At 67.1% G+C, this 14,515-nt stretch carries 13 protein-coding genes and 1 pseudogene; 5 read left to right on the top strand and 9 right to left on the bottom strand.

Annotated features, from left to right (window positions below):
• Positions 1–31 precede the first annotated feature (31 nt).
• On the bottom strand, positions 32–1,861 hold the full coding sequence (gene glmS, locus DIE22_RS02585) for a glutamine--fructose-6-phosphate transaminase (isomerizing) (protein ID WP_124604390.1): 1,830 nt from the start codon (positions 1,859–1,861) through the stop codon (positions 32–34).
• A 156-nt stretch (positions 1,862–2,017) separates the two neighbouring features.
• Between glmS and DIE22_RS02580 the strand changes: the two genes are divergently transcribed.
• The gene (locus DIE22_RS02580) at positions 2,018–2,515 is read left to right on the top strand and encodes an Lrp/AsnC family transcriptional regulator (protein WP_124604388.1); all 498 of its coding nucleotides are present in this window, start codon (positions 2,018–2,020) and stop codon (positions 2,513–2,515) included.
• A gap of 37 nt (positions 2,516–2,552) precedes the next feature.
• Here DIE22_RS02580 and DIE22_RS02575 read toward each other — a convergent pair whose 3' ends face one another.
• Together DIE22_RS02575 and DIE22_RS02570 are read right to left on the bottom strand one after the other, a co-directional pair.
• A complete protein-coding gene (locus DIE22_RS02575; protein WP_124604386.1) occupies positions 2,553–3,092 on the bottom strand; it encodes a methylated-DNA--[protein]-cysteine S-methyltransferase in 540 nt (179 codons plus the stop codon).
• Positions 3,089–4,543, bottom strand: a complete 1,455-nt coding sequence (locus DIE22_RS02570; RefSeq protein ID WP_260426587.1) for a DNA-3-methyladenine glycosylase 2 family protein — start codon at positions 4,541–4,543, stop codon at positions 3,089–3,091. Before DIE22_RS02570 ends, DIE22_RS02575 begins: the two co-directional genes overlap by 4 nt.
• Positions 4,544–4,902: 359 nt before the next feature.
• Between DIE22_RS02570 and DIE22_RS02565 the strand changes: the two genes are divergently transcribed.
• Positions 4,903–6,195 (top strand): MFS transporter, encoded by a 1,293-nt coding sequence (locus tag DIE22_RS02565; RefSeq protein ID WP_124499469.1) that lies wholly within the window; start codon positions 4,903–4,905, stop codon positions 6,193–6,195.
• 91 nt (positions 6,196–6,286) lie between these two features.
• Here DIE22_RS02565 and DIE22_RS02560 read toward each other — a convergent pair.
• Positions 6,287–7,390, bottom strand: a pseudogene (locus DIE22_RS02560) (LacI family DNA-binding transcriptional regulator).
• A gap of 113 nt (positions 7,391–7,503) precedes the next feature.
• On the opposite strand from DIE22_RS02560, the gene DIE22_RS02555 reads away from it, so the two are divergent.
• Positions 7,504–8,340: an NAD(P)-dependent oxidoreductase gene (locus tag DIE22_RS02555; RefSeq protein ID WP_124499468.1), complete on the top strand. Its 837-nt coding sequence runs from the start codon at positions 7,504–7,506 to the stop codon at positions 8,338–8,340.
• 28 nt (positions 8,341–8,368) lie between these two features.
• Here the strand turns inward: DIE22_RS02555 and DIE22_RS02550 are convergent, their stop codons facing one another.
• Both DIE22_RS02550 and DIE22_RS02545 read right to left on the bottom strand, forming a co-directional pair.
• On the bottom strand, positions 8,369–8,689 hold the full coding sequence (locus DIE22_RS02550) for a DUF1330 domain-containing protein (protein WP_124499467.1): 321 nt from the start codon (positions 8,687–8,689) through the stop codon (positions 8,369–8,371).
• A 145-nt stretch (positions 8,690–8,834) separates the two neighbouring features.
• Positions 8,835–9,302 (bottom strand): MerR family transcriptional regulator, encoded by a 468-nt coding sequence (locus tag DIE22_RS02545; RefSeq protein ID WP_124499466.1) that lies wholly within the window; start codon positions 9,300–9,302, stop codon positions 8,835–8,837.
• 75 nt (positions 9,303–9,377) lie between these two features.
• On the opposite strand from DIE22_RS02545, the gene DIE22_RS02540 reads away from it, so the two are divergent.
• Positions 9,378–10,619 carry an NADH:flavin oxidoreductase/NADH oxidase family protein gene (locus DIE22_RS02540; RefSeq protein ID WP_124499465.1) on the top strand — a complete coding sequence of 414 codons (1,242 nt, stop codon included), beginning with the start codon at positions 9,378–9,380 and terminating at the stop codon, positions 10,617–10,619.
• Positions 10,620–10,733: 114 nt separating this feature from the next.
• On the opposite strand, the gene DIE22_RS02535 is transcribed toward DIE22_RS02540, so the two are convergent.
• Together DIE22_RS02535 and DIE22_RS02530 are read right to left on the bottom strand one after the other, a co-directional pair.
• Positions 10,734–11,057 carry a hypothetical protein gene (locus tag DIE22_RS02535; RefSeq protein WP_057925940.1) on the bottom strand — a complete coding sequence of 108 codons (324 nt, stop codon included), beginning with the start codon at positions 11,055–11,057 and terminating at the stop codon, positions 10,734–10,736.
• 93 nt (positions 11,058–11,150) lie between these two features.
• Positions 11,151–11,693 (bottom strand): hypothetical protein, encoded by a 543-nt coding sequence (locus DIE22_RS02530; RefSeq protein WP_124604384.1) that lies wholly within the window; start codon positions 11,691–11,693, stop codon positions 11,151–11,153.
• Between DIE22_RS02530 and DIE22_RS02525 the strand changes: the two genes are divergently transcribed.
• Complete coding sequence (locus DIE22_RS02525) at positions 11,682–12,314, top strand: LysE family translocator (protein WP_124499463.1); 633 nt, start codon at positions 11,682–11,684, stop codon at positions 12,312–12,314. The two genes, DIE22_RS02530 and DIE22_RS02525, sit on opposite strands and share 12 nt — an antisense overlap.
• A 194-nt stretch (positions 12,315–12,508) precedes the next feature.
• Here the strand turns inward: DIE22_RS02525 and DIE22_RS02520 are convergent, their stop codons facing one another.
• A complete protein-coding gene (locus DIE22_RS02520; protein WP_124604382.1) occupies positions 12,509–14,137 on the bottom strand; it encodes an NADP-dependent glyceraldehyde-3-phosphate dehydrogenase in 1,629 nt (542 codons plus the stop codon).
• Between the last annotated feature and the right edge of the window lie 378 nt (positions 14,138–14,515).

Genomic DNA, 14,515 nt, shown 5'->3' with positions numbered 1-14,515 from the left:
TTGCTACAGAAAGCAGCGTATCGCTCTATCATCACTCCACCGTCACCGACTTCGCCAGATTCCTCGGCTTATCGATATCCGTCCCCCGCGCCAACGCTGCGTGATAAGCCAGCAGTTGCATCGGCACCGTATGCAGAATCGGCGAAAGCGGTCCGTAGTACTCATTGAGCCGAATCACCTCGATCCCTTCGCTCGGCGCCAACCCGCAATCCACATCCGCGAACACGAAAAGCCTGCCATTGCGCGCACTGACCTCATGCATGTTCGACCGGAGCTTTTCCAGCAGCGCATCATTCGGCGCCACCGCAATCACCGGCATTTCATTGCTGACCAACGCCAGCGGCCCGTGCTTCAACTCCCCTGCGGGATAAGCCTCCGCATGGATATAAGAAATCTCCTTCATCTTCAGCGCCCCTTCGAGCGCGATCGGATAATGCATCCCTCGCCCGAGAAACAGCATGTTGTCGCGTCGCGCGAGCAGTTCCGACCAACCCATGATCTGCGGCTCCAGCGCGAGCACCTTCGACATCGCATCGGGCAGATGCCGCAGCGCGCGCAGATGTTCCTTTTCTTCGTCGTCGCTCAACCGTCCACGCTCCTGCGCCAATGACAAAGTCAGCAAGAACAACGCCACGAGCTGCGTCGTAAAAGCCTTCGTCGAAGCCACCCCGATCTCGATCCCCGCGCGCGTGACGAACTGCAGCGCGCATTCGCGCATCAGCGCGCTCGTCGCGACATTGCAGATCGCGAGCGTATGCATCATCCCGCGCTGTTTCGCGACATGCACGGCGCCGAGCACGTCGGCCGTCTCGCCGCTCTGCGACACCGCGACGACGAGCGTGCGCGGATTCGGCACGCTGTCGCGATAACGAAACTCGCTCGCGATCTCCACGCTCGCCGGCAGCTTCGCGATGCTCTCGATCCAGTACTTCGCGGTCAGCGCCGCGTGATAACTGCCGCCGCACGCGAGCAGCAGCACCGAATCGACGTCGTTGAACACGCGCCACGCGCCGTCGCCGAACAGCTCGGGCATGATCGACGCGACATCGAGCAGCGTATCGGCCACCGCTTGCGGCTGCTCGAAGATTTCCTTCTGCATGTAGTAGCGATACGACCCGAGATCGGCCGCGCCGCTGTGAGCGGCCACCCGCTGCACCGCGCGCTCGACACGCTGGCCGGCCGCATCGACGATCCAGTAGCGATGCAACTGGATATCGGCGACATCACCGTTCTCGAGGTAAGCGATGCGATCGGTGATGCCCGCCAACGCGATCGCATCCGACGCCAGGAAATTCTCGCCATCGCCGACACCGACGACGAGCGGCATCCCGTCGCGCGCGCCGACGATCCGGTGCGGCTCGTCGCGGCACATCACCGCGATCGCATAGCTGCCGCGCAGTCGTGCAACCGCGCGGCGCACCGCGTCAAACAGGTCGCCGTCGTACAGATGGTCGATCAAGTGCGCGATCGCCTCGCTGTCGGTCTGGCTCGCGAACACGTAGCCGTGCGCCTGCAGTTCGGCGCGCAACTGATCGCAGTTCTCGATGATCCCGTTGTGCGACAGCGCGATGCGCGCGTTGTCGTCGCTCGGCGAGAAGTGCGGATGTGCGTTGAGCGTGACGGGCGCGCCGTGCGTCGCCCAGCGCGTATGCGCGATGCCGGTATAACCCGACAGCGCGTGCGCGGCGATCTCGCGCTGCAGGTTGGCGACGCGGTCGACGCTGCGCGCGCGTGCCAGCGCACGGTCGCGATAGACCACGACGCCGCACGAGTCGTAGCCGCGGTATTCGAGCCGCTTCAGCCCGTCGACGAGGTTCGGCAGGATGTCCCGCTGGGCAACCGCCCCGACAATTCCACACATATCGCGCTCCGTAAATGTCCTGTCTGGATCCGTGACAGCGATGGTAGAGGCGGTGAAATGGAATTAAATTTCAAAATTAACGAACAAATGAAGCAAACTAGCAATCGACTATCATGGTGGAATTAAATTTCACACTCTGATCAAAAGGAACCGACGATGGCCGGCATCACGCTCGACGATCTCGACCTGCGGATTCTCGCGATCCTGCAGGACGACGCATCGGTGTCGAACCTGCAACTGGCCGAGCGTGCGCTGTCGTCGCCGCCGACCTGCATGCGGCGCGTGCGTCGGCTGACGGAAGCGGGCGTGATCCGCCGCCAGGTCGCGGTGCTCGATCCGGTTGCGATCGGCACGGCCGTCACGGCGCTGATCGAGATCAGCCTCGACCGGCAGACGGCCGAAGATTACGACGCGTTCGAAGCCTACGTGTGTGCGGAGCCGGCGGTCACGCAGTGCTATCGCGTGTCGCCGGGGCCGGATTTCGTGGTGGTGGCCGATCTGGCCGACGTCGCCGAATACGACGCGTTCGCGCGACGGCTGTTCACCGGCGCATCGAACGTGCGCAACGTGCGGACGTTCTTCTCGACGCATCGTGCGAAGTTCGAGGCGAACGCGCGGGTTGCACATGCGATGCGCAAGCGCGGCGGCAGCTAGGCCGTACGATGCACGCGGAACAGGCAAACGTGCGACGTCAGAACGCGAGCGACTGCTGCACCGGATTGCGCTCGCCGCGCGCGAACCCGACGCCTTCGAGCGACAGCAACGCGCGTTTCCGTTCGATCCCGCCCGCATAACCGGTCAGGCTGCCCGACGCGCCGATCACGCGATGGCACGGCACCATGATCGACACGGGGTTGCGGCCGACCGCACCGCCGACGGCGCGCGCGGCACTCATCGGCAACCCGACGCGTTCGGTGATGTCGCCGTACGACACGCGCTCGCCGAACGGAATCGCAAGCAGTTCCTTCCATACGCTGCGTTGAAACGCGGTGCCGCGCAGGTGAATCGGCACCGAAAAGGTTTCGCGCGTGCCGGCGAAATATTCGGCGACTTCTTCTGCGACCCTACGCACGAGCGGCGTCGCGACGCGTGCGTCCGTGCCCGTGTCCGCAACAATCGCCAGCGACGGATAGTATTTCTGGCCGACGAAGAACAGGCCGGTCAGCGCGTCATTCTCGATACGGATGGCGATGTCGCCCAGCGGGCTCGGAATCAGGTGAGCGGGAGTCATCGCGAGGCTTCTCCTTGAAGGCGCCACACATGCAGTGCGGCATACGCGCGCCACGGCGCCCAGCGCGCCGCATGCGACGCGGATGATGCGACGAATGGGCGATCGGCGGCGACGCGCGGCGCGAGCCACGCGTCGTCGGCGGGGAGCGCATTCGGCCAGGCCATCGCACGCATCGCGACGTACTGCACCGCGCGCTCGTCGAAGCCGGGCAGCGTGCGCAACGCGGCGAGCGTCGCATCGAGCGGCGCCATCGGTTCGAGCGCGAGCGTGCCGTCGGCGACTGCGCGTGCCAGCGACACGATCGCCCGTGCGGCATCGCGCGTGACGCCGATTGCCTCGAGCGCCGCCGGCGGCGCGACCGCCAGCGTGGCAGCCGAAGGCAACGCATGCGTGAGCCCGGGCGGCGCGTGGTCCACCGGCAGAGGCGTGCCGAAGCGTTCGGCCACGCGCGCGAGCACCGTACTCGCCTGCGTTGCCGCCAGGTGTTCACCCGCGATCGCGCGGATCGCGATCTCGAGCCCGTCGAACGCACCGGGCACGCGCAGGCCGGGCGAGCCGTCCGCGAGTTCGCCCAGATGCGCGTCGATCACGTCGGGGCGGCTGTCGAGATCGAACAGCCGCCGCACGCGCGCGAGCACGGCCGGCACGATGGGCGTCAGCGCGGGCGACACGGTGACGGCGAGCGCGAACCGCTGCGGCACGTGCGCGACGGACAGCCAGCCCGTCACATGACCATTGCCGTTGGGCAGTGCGACGGCGCGCGCATAGCCTTGTGCGTCGATCCGCTCGACGCCGTCGATCCGCCGCTGCGCGAGAAAGCGCATCAATTCGGACCACGCAAACGGCGGCCGGTACGGCAGCGGGAACGTCATGTCGCCGCCGGCGGAGGCGCCGGCGCCCTTGCGCAAGCGCAGCGGATTGAGGCCATAGCGTTGCCGGAACAAATCGTTGAAGCGCCGCACGCTGCCGAACCCGGCGGTCGACGCGACGACGGCCACCGGCAGCGCGGTATCGGTCAGGAGGCGCTTGGCCATCAGCAGCCGGTGCGTCTGCGCGAACTCGACCGGCGACACGCCGAACCGCGCGGCGAAGATCCGGCGCAGATGGCGCTCGGTCACGCCGACCCGCTGCGCGAGCGCATCGACGGAGCGCTCGTTCAGGAAACCGTCCTCGATCAGCGCGGCGGCCGCGTCGGCGAGATTGCCGGACAGGTCGAGCAGCCCGTGGCCGGGCGCGAGTTCGGGCCGGCAGCGCATGCATGGCCGAAAGCCGGCTTTCTCCGCGGCGACGGCGCTCGCGTAATAACTGCAGTTCCGCGCCTTCGGCGGTTTCACCGGGCAGACGGGGCGGCAATACACGCCCGTCGTCGACACGCCGACGAAGAACCAGCCGTCGAAGCGGCGGTTCCGCGAAAGCAGGGCGTCGTAGCAGGTGTCGGGATCGAGGCGCATGCGACGACTGTAAACGATCCTCGCCGCCGGTTCTGGCTGGAATCGGACCTGTGTATCGACGCGCCGGTCCGCGTCGTGGCCCCGTTTCGCACGCAGGACAATCCTCGAAAAACGGTTAATGCGAACCCGCGAAACAGTCATCTCTTTTGCGCGGCCAAATTTGAGATGACTCATCGAAATCCCCGACTGACACGGCACCGGGCCAAGCCCTATCCTTTGGAAAAACGTTTTCCCGAACTCGACGGGCAATCGGCCGCGCCATGCAAGGGCGAGCCGCTGCCCGCCCCGGCGCCCGTCGCCGGTCACGGACAGGCATCGACATGCGGCGCGACGGGCGCGACCGCGCATCGGAGACACTCATGCAATCTGCCGTCGTCGGCGCGGTGCGCGCCGCGGCCAGCCGCTACCGCTGGACCGTCTGTGCGCTGCTGTTTTTCGCGACCGTCATCAACTACATGGATCGCCAGATCCTCGGCCTGCTCGCGCCGATGCTCCAGCACGACATCGGCTGGAGCCAGGTGCAGTACGGCCGCATCGTGATGGCGTTTTCCGCGTTCTACGCGATCGGCCTGCTCGGCTTCGGGCGCATCGTCGACTGGCTCGGCACGCGGATCTCGTATGCGGTCGCGATGCTGGTGTGGAGCATCGCGGCGATGCTGCACGCGATGGTCGGCTCCGTGATGGGCTTCGCGGCCGTGCGCGCGCTGCTCGGGATCGGCGAGGGCGGCAACTTCCCGGCCGCGATCAAGACCACGGCCGAATGGTTTCCGCGCCGCGAACGCGCGCTCGCAACCGGCATCTTCAACTCGGGCGCGAACATCGGCGCGGTGTTCGCGCCGGCGATCATCCCGGCGATCGCGGTGGCCTACGGGTGGCGCGCGGCATTCGTGATCGTCGGCGCGATCGGCATCGTGTGGCTCGCGGTGTGGCTGGTGCTCTATCGCCCGGCCGACACGCGCGCGCTCGCCGCGGAATACGACGAGCCGCGCGACGAAGCCGAAGCGCTCGACGCGGCGAACGCGGACGCCGGCGCGCCGCGCTGGGGCGAACTGATCCGCAAGCGCGAGACATGGGCGTTCGTGGTCGGCAAGTTCCTGACCGACCCGGTGTGGTGGTTCTACCTGTTCTGGCTGCCGAAGTGGCTCAACGAGTCGCGCGGGATGGACATGCAGCATATCGGCCTGCCGCTCGTGTGCATCTATGCGCTGACGACGGTCGGCAGCATCGGCGGCGGCTGGCTGTCGTCGGCGCTGCTGCGCGCGGGCTGGAGCGTGAACGGCGCGCGCAAGACGGCGATGCTGATCTGCGCGTGCTGCGTGCTGCCGATCGCGTTCGTGTCGCAGGTGCAGAGCCTGTGGATCGCGGTGCTGATCGTCGGCCTCGCCGCCGCCGCGCACCAGGGCTGGTCGGCGAACCTGTTCACGACGGCGTCCGACCTGTTCCCGCGCCGTGCGGTCGCGTCGGTGGTCGGCATCGGCGGGATGGCCGGCTCGATCGGCGGCGTGCTGTTCTCGGAAGTGATCGGCCAGGTGCTGCAGCGCACGGGCCACTACTGGGTGCTGTTCGCGATCGGCGCGCTGGCCTACCTGCTCGCGCTGGCGGTCATGCACGTGCTCACGCCGAAGATGAAGCCCGCGAAGCTCGACGCGTGATCGCGTGCCGGCAAACGAACGCGCCGCCCGGAGGCGGCGCGTTCCTGTTTGCGATGCGCGGCAGCGATGGGTGCCGGAGCGGGCGCGCGCTTCAACCGGCGGCGGCCGTCGACGCGCGCATGATCAGCCGCGGCTCGAACGTCGAATAGCTCGCGTCGGTGCGTCCGGCGAGCGCGTCGATCAGCTTCTGCATCGCGAGCTCGCCCATGTTCTCGCTCTGGATGTCGATGGTGGTCAGCGCGGGCGCCGCATATTCGCCGTACGGCACGTTGTCGATGCCGGTGACGGACACGTCCTGCGGCAGCCGGAAGCCGAGCGACGCGGCTTCCTTCATGAAGCCGAGCGCGATCAGGTCGTTGTAGCAGATCACCGCCTGCGGACGCTGCGGCCCGAGCATCACGCGCGAGCACGCGCGCTCGCCGGCCTCGGCGGTCGGCGCATGCGCGTCGTGCACGTCGAGCGTGAGCCCCGCTTCGGCGAGGCAGTCGCGCGCGCCCAGGATCCGTTCGTCGTTCACGCGCGCGGTCCCGAAGCCGAGATACGCGATGCGCGTATGACCGAGATTGAGCAGATGCCGCGCGAGCATGTAGGTGGCGAGCCGGTTGTCGATGCCGACGCTCGGAATCGGCAGGCCGGGGCTGCGCCGCAGCAGCACGAGCGGCTTGTGCAGGTCGAGCATCCAGCCGGCTTCCTCGTCGGGCATCCGCGTGCTGACGATCAGCCCGTCGACGCGCTGCGCGAGCGCCTCGATCAGCGAGCGTTCGCGCGCCTGGCTCTCCTCGGTATCGACGAGCAGCAGCGTGTAGTCATGCTCGAGCGCGACGCGGTTCGCGCCTTTGACGACGTTCGTGAAGTACGGGTTGCTGATGTCGAGGATCACGAGGCCGATGGTGCGCGTGCGCCCGGTGATCATCGAGCGCGCGAGCGGGTTCGAACGGTAGCCGAGCCGCTCGATCGCTTCCTTGAGCCGCGCCTCGACGGCCGGCGAAAAGCGCTGCGTGCCGTTCACGTACTTGGACACCGTCGCGACCGACACGCCGGCTTCCGCCGCCACGTCGCGGATCGTCGGGGAAACTTTTTTCATTGGAAGGGTAACGTTTTCGTCAGCTTACGCCGGATTGTGGCAGAAAAAGCCCGCGTCCGGCCGCTGGCCGATATCGGGAAAGTGCGGACGACTGCGAACGGGTTTGGACATTGACGTTCGGCTTTTGTCACGCGTATAGTTGGAAAACGTTTTCCGACTTCGACCGATTCCACCGATTTCGGGCAACTTCCAGGACACCCTCAGGACAGATTCAAGGAGACTCGATGAACGCCTCATCCACCGGCGCACGCAAGCCGTTCGGGCGCCTGCTGCTGACCGGCGCGGCCGGCAACCTCGGCCGTCAGGTGCGCGGCGCGCTGGCGAACTGGGCCGACGTCGTGCGCGTGAGCGACATCGCCGCGCTGGACGACGCCGCCCCGCACGAAGAAACCCGTGTCGTCGACCTGGCCGACCGGCCGGCGGTGATGGAACTCGTCGACGGCGTCGACGCGATCGTCCACCTCGGCGGCATTTCGGTCGACGCGCCGTTCGACGATCTCGTCGATGCGAACATCACCGGCACGTACAACCTGTACGAAGCCGCGCGCAAGCACGGCGTGAAGCGGATCGTGTTCGCGAGCTCGAACCATGCGATTGGTTTTCATCCGGTCACGGAGGTGCTCGACGCCGATTCGCCGCTGCGCCCGGACAGTCTCTATGGCGTGACGAAATGCTTCGGCGAGTCGCTGTCGCGCTACTACTTCGACCGCTTCGGGATCGAGACGGTGTGCCTGCGGATCGGCTCGTCGTTCGAGGCGCCGAAGAATCCGCGCATGCTCGTGACGTTTCTCAGCTATCGCGACTTCATCGAGCTCGTGCGCTGCTCGCTGCTGACGAACCGCGTCGGGCACGCGATTGTCTACGGCGTGTCGGACAACCCGGTGAAGTGGTGGGACAACATGAAGGCCGGCTTCCTCGGCTTCCGGCCGCAGGACAGCTCCGAGCAGTTCGCGGGGCTGTTCCCGCCGACGGCGCCGACGGCCGAGTACGACGATCCGGCGCAGCGCTACCAGGGCGGCGGTTTCGTCGTCGGCGAGCCGATGGAGCGCAACGCGAAGTAGGCGTCGCACGCGTCGCCGGCATCGCGGCTCAGCGCAGGATGTCGGTCGCCTTGTGTGACGCGTCCACGCCGTCGATCAGGATCAACGGGCCGCTTGCGTGCCGGGCGCGCAGCGGCTGGATCCACCGGTACGCATCCGATTCGTACCATGCGCGCGCCGCGGCGAGATCGGGAAACGCAATCGCGATCAGGTCGCCGCGCCACACGCCTTCGCACACGTCGGGCCGCGCGCCGTGAATGACGAAATGGCCGTCGAACGGCGCGAGCGTGCCGTCGATGCGTTCGAGGTATTCGACGATGTCGTCGCACATTTCGACATCGTGCAGGTGGGCGATGGCGTAGGCGGTCATGGCGGGCTCCGGGGTGTCGATACGATGCGTCGATCGGTGCGGCCATGATCGGCGCGCGGGCGACGCGCGTCGATTACCTGCGACGTAAGCCAATCCACGTGGCCGTGCGCCGCGCACAGCCGGCGCCTACATGCGGCACGCGCGCTCACGCACGCTTGCGTACCGGCCGCGGGTGCGGCACCGGCGCAGGCGCCGATACCGCCTCGGCCTCTTCCTTGCACAGCTTGTCGAGCATGCGTTGCGCGGCGCCCGCGCAATCCTCGCCGGCGGGCTTGTTCGCGATCTCGTCGATCAGCGCCTGCAGGTTGCGCCGGTTCTGCGCGAGCCGCTGTTCGAGCAGCACGATTTCGTCGACCTTGTGCCGCAGCGCATGCAGCAGCTCGTCGCGCGGCCACGCGCCGAGATTGGGCGGCAGCACGGCGCGGATTTCGTCTAGCGCGAAACCCGCGCACTGCGCGCGGTCGATGATCGCGAGCCGCGTCAGCGCTTCCGGCCCGTATTCCCGATAGCCGTTCGCCTGCCGGCGTGCCGGTTCGAGCAGGCCGCTCGCTTCGTAGAACCGGATGCGCGACGCCGCGATGCCGCTGGCGCGCGCCAGCTCGCCGATTTTCATGGTGTGCTCCTGGGGCTTGACCTTGAAGTTGACTTTAAAGTTATGGTTGGGCATCGTCAATCGAGGATGCCCACCATGAACCTGTTTGCCCCCCTCACCCTGCCCAATGGCGCCGTCATTCCGAACCGGCTCGCCAAGGCCGCGATGGAAGAGAACATGGCCGATGCGGATCACGCGCCGTCCGACGCGTTGCTGCGCCTGTACCAGGCGTGGGCCGACGGCCGGGCCGGCCTGATCCTGACCGGCAACGTGATGGTGGACGGCCGCGCGATGACGGGGCCGAACGGCGTCGTGCTCGACAGCGACGCGCATCTCGACCGCTTCCGCCGGTGGGCGCAGGTCGCGCGCTCCGGCGGCGCGCACGTGTGGATGCAGATCAACCATCCGGGGCGCCAGATGCAGGCGGCGCTCGGCCAGACGACGCTCGCGCCGTCGGCCGTGCCGCTCGCGCTCGGCGCGCTGTCGAAGCAGTTTCCGGTGCCGAAGGAGATGACGGAAGCCGACATCGACGACGTGCGGCAGCGCTTCGTGCGCGCCGCGCAGCTCGCCGAGCAAGGCGGCTTCACCGGCGTGCAGATCCACGCGGCGCACGGCTACCTGCTGAGCCAGTTCCTGTCGCCGCTGACGAACCGCCGGCAGGACGCGTGGGGCGGCAGCATCGAGCACCGCGCGCGGCTGCTGCTCGACATCGTCCGCGCCGTGCGGGCGACGGTGTCGCCGGCGTTCGTCGTGTCGGTCAAGCTGAATTCGGCCGACTTCCAGCGCGGCGGCTTCAGCGCGGACGATGCGAAGCGCGTCGTCGAACTGCTGAATCCGCTCGGCGTCGATCTCGTCGAACTGTCGGGCGGCAGCTACGAAGTGCCGGCGATGCAGGGCGAGGCGCGCGACGGACGCACGCTGGCCCGCGAAGCGTATTTCCTCGAATTCGCGCGGGACATCGCGGCGGCCGCACGCATGCCGCTGATGGTCACGGGCGGGATCCGGCGCCGCGCGGTGGCCGAGCAGGTGGTCGCCAGCGGCGTGGCGATGGTCGGCATCGCGACCGCGCTGTCGATCGAGCCGAACCTGCCGCGCGACTGGCAGGCCGGCAAGGACAGCGCGCCGGCGCTGCAGCCGATCCGGTGGAAGAACAAGGCGCTGGGCGCGCTGGCGAACATGGCCGTCGTGAAGTTCCAGCTCGCCCGGTTGAGCGCCGGGCGGCGCACGCATCCGGGCGTGTCGCCGCTGCGCGCGCTGGTGTCGCAGCAGGTGGCCGCGCAGTGCCAGACGCGGCGTTACCGCAAGTGGATGGCGGGGCGGGCGGCGCGCCAGTCGTGAGGGCGGTGTGTGGTGCGGCCCGACACCGGCTCAGACCGGTGAGGTCGGTGTGCGGTGCGGCCCGACACCGGCTCAGACCGGTGAGGTCGGTGTGTGGTGCGGCCCGACACCGGCTCAGACCGGATACGCATCGTCGACCTTCAGATTCGCGAGCCGGAACAGCGTGCGCAGCGTCTGCGGATGAATGTCGCGGCGCGCGGCGAGCGACGTCAGCATGAAGTCGAGGACCTTCGCGTAGCGCAGCAGCACGAGGCAGCGCGCGAGATCCGCGTTGCCGCCGCGCATGCCTTCCGCGAAGTGGACCATCTGGGTCGACAGCGCGCGCGCCATCTCGAGTTCCATCTGCTGTTTCTCGGTCCATTCGGGCTGAGGCTGTTCGAGCAGTTTCGCGAGAAAGAGCTGGAACGACGTATCCGACGAGTTGGGCAGCGCATCCATGAGGAGCCTCGTTGCGTGCGTGGATCGTTCGGGCGTATCCGGGGGACGAATCGCGATCCGGGTTCATCTCCGCGCCGATCGGCGGCGCGGCTGTCACTGCAATGCGAATGCAGGTTCCGTACCAGCATCGCGATCCGGTTGTTGGTCATGGTTGACGCGGGGCGCGGCAGCGGCCATCCCGTCCCGCCGATACTGGCTCGCGCGGAAAATCGAAGAGGGCGCCCATACGCTGCGCGCGGTTGCGATCGGCTGCGCGACACGGGCCGGACGGATGAAATGCTTCAGCGATGTAACGTAACGCCGCGCCAAAACCGGCTCATGTTGCCTCGACGAACAGGTGGCATGTCGCGGCTCGCGTGCGTCGACGGCGTCCGGTCGGTGTCCGTGCGCGTCGGGCGGGTTGCGCGCGGCGAACCGCGACGACACCCGCCGCACGAAAAAATGCCGCGACGCATGCGCCGGATGTTTCATAACCGAGACGTTTTTGCGCGCGGCGATCCGGATGCGCATGCAACCGACGTCGCCCACGCCATCCAACTGGCCCAGCGAATAACCGGACAACTGTCCATGGGCAGCCGAGCCGCGATTGCGAACAATCTCCGCATCATCCCTGCGAGGTTCGACATGAGCGTTCACACCTTCTTCTCGGCCAACCTGCTGCTGGCCTACGCGGCCTATTTCGTCGGCTCGGCCAGCCCCGGCCCGAGCAATCTCGCGATCATGTCGGTTGCCGCGAACCATGGCCGCAAGGCGGCGCTCGCGTTCGCGCTCGGCGTCATCTCGGGCGCGATGTTCTGGGCGACGGTGGCCGCGCTCGGCGTATCGGCGGCGCTGCTCGCGTGGTCGAAGCTGCTGGTCGCGATCAAGCTGTTCGGCGGCGTGTATCTGCTGTGGCTCGCGTTCAAGTCGGGCCGCACCGCATGGTCGGCCAGGGCGGCCACGACGCTGAAGGCTGCGCCCGAGCGGAAGCTGTCGCGCTTCTATGCACGCGGCGCGATGCTGCACCTGACGAATCCGAAAGCCATCCTGGTGTGGGTGTCGATCGTCGCGCTGTCGTCGAACGGCGCGGGCGCGGCGCGAGGCGCCGTCGTGCCGGGCTGCATCGTAATCGGATGCCTGGTGTTCGGCAGCTATGCGCTGGTGTTCTCGACGGACGGCGCGCGCCGGCTGTACGTGCGCGGCCGGCGCGCGATGGAGGCGTGTCTCGCGGTGGTGTTCGGCGTGGCGGGGATCCGGTTGCTGGCGTCGAACGTGTAATCGCGATGTCCGGCATCCGCGCATATTCCGTGCTCGCGCACATCGACGCGACGCGTGTCGTACTCGCGATCCACGAAAAGGATCCGGACGACCGGAAGGAAGTGCCGGCCGCGCTCGCGCGGTAGTCCGCCGACTCGCGACGGACAACGCGGGCGCGACACGCCGGGCGGGCGCGGCGACGCCCGCGCCCCGCTTCAGAAAATGAAGCCCGTGTTGATGAACTTCGAGTGGTGATCCGACACGATCGAATCGAGCAGCTGCTTGCTGCCGTCGGTCTGCTTCGCCGCGACCATCGAGCGGATCGAGAACGCGCGCAGCGCATCGGTCACCGACAGCGTGCCTTCCGCCGAGTCCTTGCGTCCCGCGAACGGGAACACGTCGGGCCCGCGCTGGCACTGGCAGTTGATGTTCACTCGGCACACCTGGTTGACGAGCGGATCGACGAGCGCGCCGATCTGTGCCGGATCGGAACCGAAGATGCTGACCTGCTGGCCGTGCTCCGACGTGGTCACGTAGTCGAGCGCGGTGTCCACGTCGTCGAACGGCGCGACCGGGATGATCGGCCCGAACTGCTCCTCGCGGTACAGCTTCATTCCTTCGGTCACCGGATACACGACGGCCGGATAGAACAGCGTCTTGCTGAACTCGCCGCCCGAGTGGTTGACGACCTGCGCGCCCCTGGCCTTCGCGTCGTCGATCGCGTCGGTCATGTATGCGGTGCGATGCATGCCCGGCAGCGGCGTGATGCTGACGCCTTTTTCCCACGGCATGCCGATCTTCAGCTGTTCGAGCGCGGCGGTGAAGCGCTTCAGGAATTCGTCGACGATCGACCGATGCACGAGCAGCATCTTCAGCGCGGTACAGCGCTGGCCGTTGAACGACAGCGCGCCGAGCAGGCACTCCTTCACGGTGAGGTCGAGATCGGCGTCCGGCAGCACGATCGCCGCGTTCTTCGCGTCGAGGCCGAGGATCGCGCGCAGCCGGTGCGACTTCGGATGCTGCTTCTTCAGGTGATCGGCGACCTTGCTCGACCCGATCAGCGCGAGCACGTTGATCTTGCCCGACGCGAGCATGTGCGGCACGACCACCGCGCCCGGCGCGTAGATCGTGTTGATCACGCCTTTCGGGAACGCGTCGCGGAACGCCTCGAGCAGCGGCTCGAACAGCAGCGTGCCGTACTGCGGCGGCTTGAACACCACGGTGTTGCCCATCAGCAGCGCGGGGATCAGCGTCGCGAAGGTTTCGTTCAGCGGATAGTTGTACGGCCCCATGCACAGCACGACGCCGAGCGGCGTGCGGCGGATCTGGCCGATCGTGCCTTCCGCGATCACGAAGCGCGAGTTCGCGTTGTCGAGCTCCTTCAGCGCGTCGATCGTCTGCGTCATGTACGTGACGGTGCGGTCGAACTCCTTCTGCGAATCGGCGAGGCTCTTGCCGATCTCCCACATGATCAGGTTCACGACCCGCTCGCGCTGCGTGACCATCCGCTTGATGAAGTCCTGCATGCACGCGATGCGCTGCTCGACCTTCATCGTGGGCCACTCGCCGCGGCCCGAGTCGTACGCGCGCACCGCGGCGTCGAGCGCCGCGTCGCTTTCCGTCTCGCCCATCACCGGGTAGCTGCCGATCTCCATCTGCGCGACGCTGCCGTCCTGCTGGCGCACGCATACGGGCGACAGCACGGTCTTGGTCGTGCCGTCCCACGCGCGCAACTCGCCGTCGACGAGCGACACGCGCTGGTGGATCGGCGCGGTGAGCCGGAACTCGGCGGGGATGTCCTGATAGGCGGGAAACAGCTGCTGCAGGGAAGCGGAATCGGGCATGACGGTCTCGTTTGACAGGTGTCCGGGAAGGACGGGCAATGCGGAATCCTGAGCTGAATGATCCTCGATCCTGAATCGGCATCATGACGCGCGGACGTCGAAGCGTCACGCGGCGGCGTGGCCGAAGCGCGGAATGGAACCAGTTCCATTAGAAAGGAACGCCGGGTCGATTGCAAGATTTGCCGAATGCGATCGCGCAATCCGTAAGCGTATTGAAGGACTGTTTCCGAATGCCGGGAATAAGTCGCTCGGCGCATGCGCAAACGTTTCACTGCGACCGGTTTGGGCGGATAATGGCTTGGCGCGGTGAAGTAAAAAATGCCCCGGAACCTGAGAGAAAACAGACGCAGTGAAGAAATGAGAGAAGGTCCGCCGCGC

It is taken from the genome of Burkholderia sp. Bp9142 (assembly GCF_003853415.1).
Classification (GTDB): Bacteria; Pseudomonadota; Gammaproteobacteria; order Burkholderiales; family Burkholderiaceae; genus Burkholderia.
The sequence above is the reverse complement of the archived record's forward strand: the minus strand, read 5'-3'. Positions and strand labels throughout refer to the sequence as shown.

What these genes read in the sequence shown, in the direction of transcription:
- glmS (WP_124604390.1), bottom strand. Translation starts at nt 1,861, where the DNA reads ATGTGTGGAATTGTCGGGGCGGTTGCCCAGCGGGACATCCTGCCGAAC.
- DIE22_RS02580 (WP_124604388.1), top strand. Translation starts at nt 2,018, where the DNA reads ATGGCCGGCATCACGCTCGACGATCTCGACCTGCGGATTCTCGCGATC.
- DIE22_RS02575 (WP_124604386.1), bottom strand. Translation starts at nt 3,092, where the DNA reads ATGACTCCCGCTCACCTGATTCCGAGCCCGCTGGGCGACATCGCCATC.
- DIE22_RS02570 (WP_260426587.1), bottom strand. Translation starts at nt 4,543, where the DNA reads ATGCGCCTCGATCCCGACACCTGCTACGACGCCCTGCTTTCGCGGAAC.
- DIE22_RS02565 (WP_124499469.1), top strand. Translation starts at nt 4,903, where the DNA reads ATGCAATCTGCCGTCGTCGGCGCGGTGCGCGCCGCGGCCAGCCGCTAC.
- DIE22_RS02555 (WP_124499468.1), top strand. Translation starts at nt 7,504, where the DNA reads ATGAACGCCTCATCCACCGGCGCACGCAAGCCGTTCGGGCGCCTGCTG.
- DIE22_RS02550 (WP_124499467.1), bottom strand. Translation starts at nt 8,689, where the DNA reads ATGACCGCCTACGCCATCGCCCACCTGCACGATGTCGAAATGTGCGAC.
- DIE22_RS02545 (WP_124499466.1), bottom strand. Translation starts at nt 9,302, where the DNA reads ATGAAAATCGGCGAGCTGGCGCGCGCCAGCGGCATCGCGGCGTCGCGC.
- DIE22_RS02540 (WP_124499465.1), top strand. Translation starts at nt 9,378, where the DNA reads ATGAACCTGTTTGCCCCCCTCACCCTGCCCAATGGCGCCGTCATTCCG.
- DIE22_RS02535 (WP_057925940.1), bottom strand. Translation starts at nt 11,057, where the DNA reads ATGGATGCGCTGCCCAACTCGTCGGATACGTCGTTCCAGCTCTTTCTC.
- DIE22_RS02525 (WP_124499463.1), top strand. Translation starts at nt 11,682, where the DNA reads ATGAGCGTTCACACCTTCTTCTCGGCCAACCTGCTGCTGGCCTACGCG.
- DIE22_RS02520 (WP_124604382.1), bottom strand. Translation starts at nt 14,137, where the DNA reads ATGCCCGATTCCGCTTCCCTGCAGCAGCTGTTTCCCGCCTATCAGGAC.